This window comes from Bradyrhizobium sp. (assembly GCF_049691595.1).
Classification (GTDB): domain Bacteria; phylum Pseudomonadota; class Alphaproteobacteria; order Rhizobiales; family Xanthobacteraceae; genus Bradyrhizobium.
Genome location: NZ_JBAVNZ010000389.1, coordinates 1 through 3,469, shown reverse-complemented (window position 1 = coordinate 3,469; position 3,469 = coordinate 1). Strand labels below are relative to the sequence as shown.

Below are 3,469 nucleotides of genomic sequence, written 5' to 3'. Positions count from 1 at the left end.
GTCTTCGATCGTGCCAATCAGGCGGCGCGCGAAGAGTTCAAGCGGGCCGCCTGATCGACGCAGCACGTAGGATGGGTTGCCGCCTCACCCCTCCACCACCGCCAGCACCTTCGGCGGCGACATCGGCAGGCTGTAAAACCGCTTTCCGAGTGCATTGTGAACGGCGTTGGCGACGGCGGCCATCACGGGGACCAGCGGCACTTCGCCGACGCCCTTCACCCCCTGCGGATGCTTCGGGTTCGGCACCTCGACCATTACCGTGTCCAGCATCGGCAGATCCGAACACACCGGCATGCGGTAGTCGAGGAAGCCGGGGTTATCGACCTTGCCATCCCTGGTGTAGATATATTCCTCGTTCAGCGCCCAGCCGATGCCCTGCGCGACGCCGCCCTGCATCTGGCCCTCGACATAGCTCGGATGGATGGCGCGGCCGACATCCTGCACGGCGGTATAGCGGATCACTCTGATGATGCCGAGCTCGACATCGACCTCGACGTCGCAGATATGCGTGCCGAAGCCGCCCTCGGCGCCTTCGGTGTTGAGCTGCACGCCGGCGCCGATCGGCCCGCCCATCGACGGCGCTTTTGCCGCGAGTTCGGCGAGAGTCAGCGGCTCGAACTGGCCGGCATTGGGACTCGCCGGATGCGCCGCGCCGTTTTCCCATTTCACGGCCTCGGGGTCGATCTCCCAGATTTTTGCGGCGCGCTCGCGCAGGGTGGCGATGATCTTGTCGGTCGACTGCGTGACGACCATCGCGGAGGCGAACAGCACGCGGCTGCCGCCGGTGAGGTTGGAAAAGCCGACGGTCGCGGTATCGCCGATCAAAACCGAGACGCGGCGGTAGTCGATGCCGAGCAGCTCGGCGCAGATGTTGGCGATCGCGGCGCGCGAGCCGCCGATATCGGGATGGCCGGTGGTGACGACGACGTTGCCGTCCTCGGTGATGTTGACCTGCGCGGAGGATTCGCCGCCGGCGTTGAACCAGAAGCCACTCGCGACGCCGCGGCCCTGATATTTTCCGAGCGGCGCGGTGTAATGCGGATGGGCTTTCGCCGCCTCCAGCGTCTCGATGTAGCCGATGCGCGGAAATACCGGGCCATGCGCGGCCTTGGTGCCCTGCTTGGCTGCGTTCTTCAGCCGCAGCTCCAGCGGGTCCATCTTCAGCGCTTCGGCGAGCTCGTCGAGCACGCACTCCACCGCATAGGCGCCGATCGGCGCGCCCGGCGCGCGATAGGCCGCGACCTTGGAGCGGTTGGAGAGCACGTCGAAGCCTATCGCCAGCACGTTTGGAATGTCGTAGGGCGAGAAGCTGCAGCCGACCGCGCCGCGGATCGGCGAGCCCGGCAGCGCGCCGGCCTGCAGCCAGAAGGTGCCCTGGGCGGCAACGATGGTGCCGTCCTTCCTGGCGCCGATCTTGACCGTGCTCTTGGAGCCTGAGGTCGGGCCCGTCGCCCGCATCACTTCCTCGCGGGTCATCACCATCTTCACCGGACGGCCGGATTTTTTCGAAAGCAGCGCCGCCAGCGGCTCCAGATAGACGATGGTCTTGCCGCCAAAGCCGCCGCCGATTTCGGCCGGAATGGCGCGGATGTCACTCTGCTGGATGCCGGTCAGATACGCCGTCATCGCCCGCACCATGAACTGGCCCTGGCTCGAGCTCCAGATCGTGGTCTTGTTGTCGGCGGCGACGCTGACGAGGCAGGCGTGCGGCTCGATATAGCCCTGATGCACCGGGCGGGTGGTGAAGCTGCGTTCGACCATCACCTCGGCCTGCTTGAAGCCTGCCGCGACGTCACCCTTCTTGACCTCGAGTTTTCCGGCGATGTTGGACGGCCTGCCCTCGAACTTGATGTACTCGTGCAGGATGGGCGCGTCGGGCTTCAGCGCATCGTCGATCTCGACCGTCCAAGGCAGCACTTCGTAATCGACCTCGATCAGTTCGCAGGCTCTTGCCGCGATCGCCTCCGTGGTTGCGGCCACCGCCGCCACGGGATGGCCGGGAAACAGCGCCTTCTCGCGCGCCATCACGTTGCGGCACATCCAGCGCATGTCCTGGATGCCGAGCATCACCGACTTGTCGACCGGAAAGTCCACGATGTCGCGCGCGGTGACCACCGCCTTGACGCCCGGCAACGCTTCCGCCCTCGAGGTGTCGATCGATTTGATGCGGGCGTGCGGATGCGGGCTGCGCAACACCTTGCCCCAGATCTGGCCTGGCATGGTGGTGTCGGCGGCGAAGGCCGCGCGGCCGGTGACCTTGTCGACCCCGTCGGGGCGAATGGTGCGCTGGCCGATCCACTTGTTGTCGGTGACGACATTCATTGCGCGGCCTCCCGCATTTCGGCGGCGGTATCCAGCACCGCGCGCACGATCTTGTCATAGCCGGTGCACCGGCAGAGATTGCCGGCGAGCCAGTATCGGACCTCCTGCTCGCTCGGCCGCGGATTCTTCCGCAGCAGCGCGTCGGAGGCGACCAGCATGCCCGAGGTGCAGATGCCACATTGCAGCGCTGCCTCTTCGAGGAATTTCTGCTGCAGCGGATGCAATCTGTCGCCCTGGGCCATGCCTTCGATGGTGTGGAGTTCCTGACCTTCGGCTTCGGCTGCGAGCATCAGGCAGGAACAGATCAGGCGGTCGTCCAGCATAATGCTGCAAGCGCCGCAATCGCCGGAGGCGCAGCCTTCCTTCGAGCCGGTCAGGCCCAGCGGCCCGCGCAAGGCGTCGAGCATGGTGTCGGCGGGCTCGCAGAGAAATTCCATCGGCTCGCCGTTGATGGTGGTGGAAACGTGCAGTTTGGCCATGGTCAAAAATTCCCCAAAACTCAATCTTCTCTTGCGCGCTGGGCGGCGATCACAGCGGTGCGCTTCAACAGCACGCCGGCAATCTTGGTGCGATAGGCGATGGTGCCGCGCTTGTCGTCGATCGGACGGCAGGCGGCGGAGCAGGCGGCCGCCGCGGTGTTCAGCGCCGCATCGTCGAGCTTGCTTCCGATCAGCGCTTTCGCCGCGGCTTCCACCAGCAGCACGGTCGGCGCCACCGCGCCGAGCCCGACGCGCGCGGCGGTGCAGACGCTATTTTTCAGCGTCAGGCTGACGCCGACGCCGACCACGGCGATGTCCATTTCGGTGCGCGGAATCATGCGCAGGTAAGCATCGCCGGAATTTGGCGGCCGTGGCGGCAGGGTGAAGCTGACGAGAATCTCGCCCGGCAAAAGATTGGTGCGCCCCGGCCCGGCCGGCACCTTCTCGACCGGCATCTCGCGGCGGCCGTTCGGCCCCTGCACCGTGACAACAGCGCCGGCCGCGATCATCGCGGGCACGCTGTCGCCGGCCGGCGAGCCGTTGCAGAGATTGCCGCCCGCCGACGCCCGCCCCTGCACCTGGGTGGACCCGATCAAATTGACGGCCTCCAGCACGCCGGGCCAGGCTTTTCCGAACCGCGGATGTTCTGACAGCACCGCGCCTGACAC

Annotated in this window: 3 protein-coding genes; all 3 read right to left on the bottom strand. The window is 66.3% G+C overall.

The annotated features are described in order from the left end of the window. Positions 1-84 precede the first annotated feature (84 nt). Positions 85-2,322 carry a xanthine dehydrogenase family protein molybdopterin-binding subunit gene (locus WCE35_RS16790; protein ID WP_424594455.1) on the bottom strand — a complete coding sequence of 746 codons (2,238 nt, stop codon included), beginning with the start codon at positions 2,320-2,322 and terminating at the stop codon, positions 85-87. Further along, positions 2,319-2,801: a (2Fe-2S)-binding protein gene (locus WCE35_RS16785; protein WP_424594454.1), complete on the bottom strand. Its 483-nt coding sequence runs from the start codon at positions 2,799-2,801 to the stop codon at positions 2,319-2,321. The genes WCE35_RS16790 and WCE35_RS16785 overlap by 4 nt, the downstream gene beginning before the upstream one ends. A 20-nt stretch (positions 2,802-2,821) precedes the next feature. Then, on the bottom strand, positions 2,822-3,469 hold a 648-nt coding region (locus WCE35_RS16780; protein ID WP_424594453.1), incomplete at its 5' end, for an FAD binding domain-containing protein.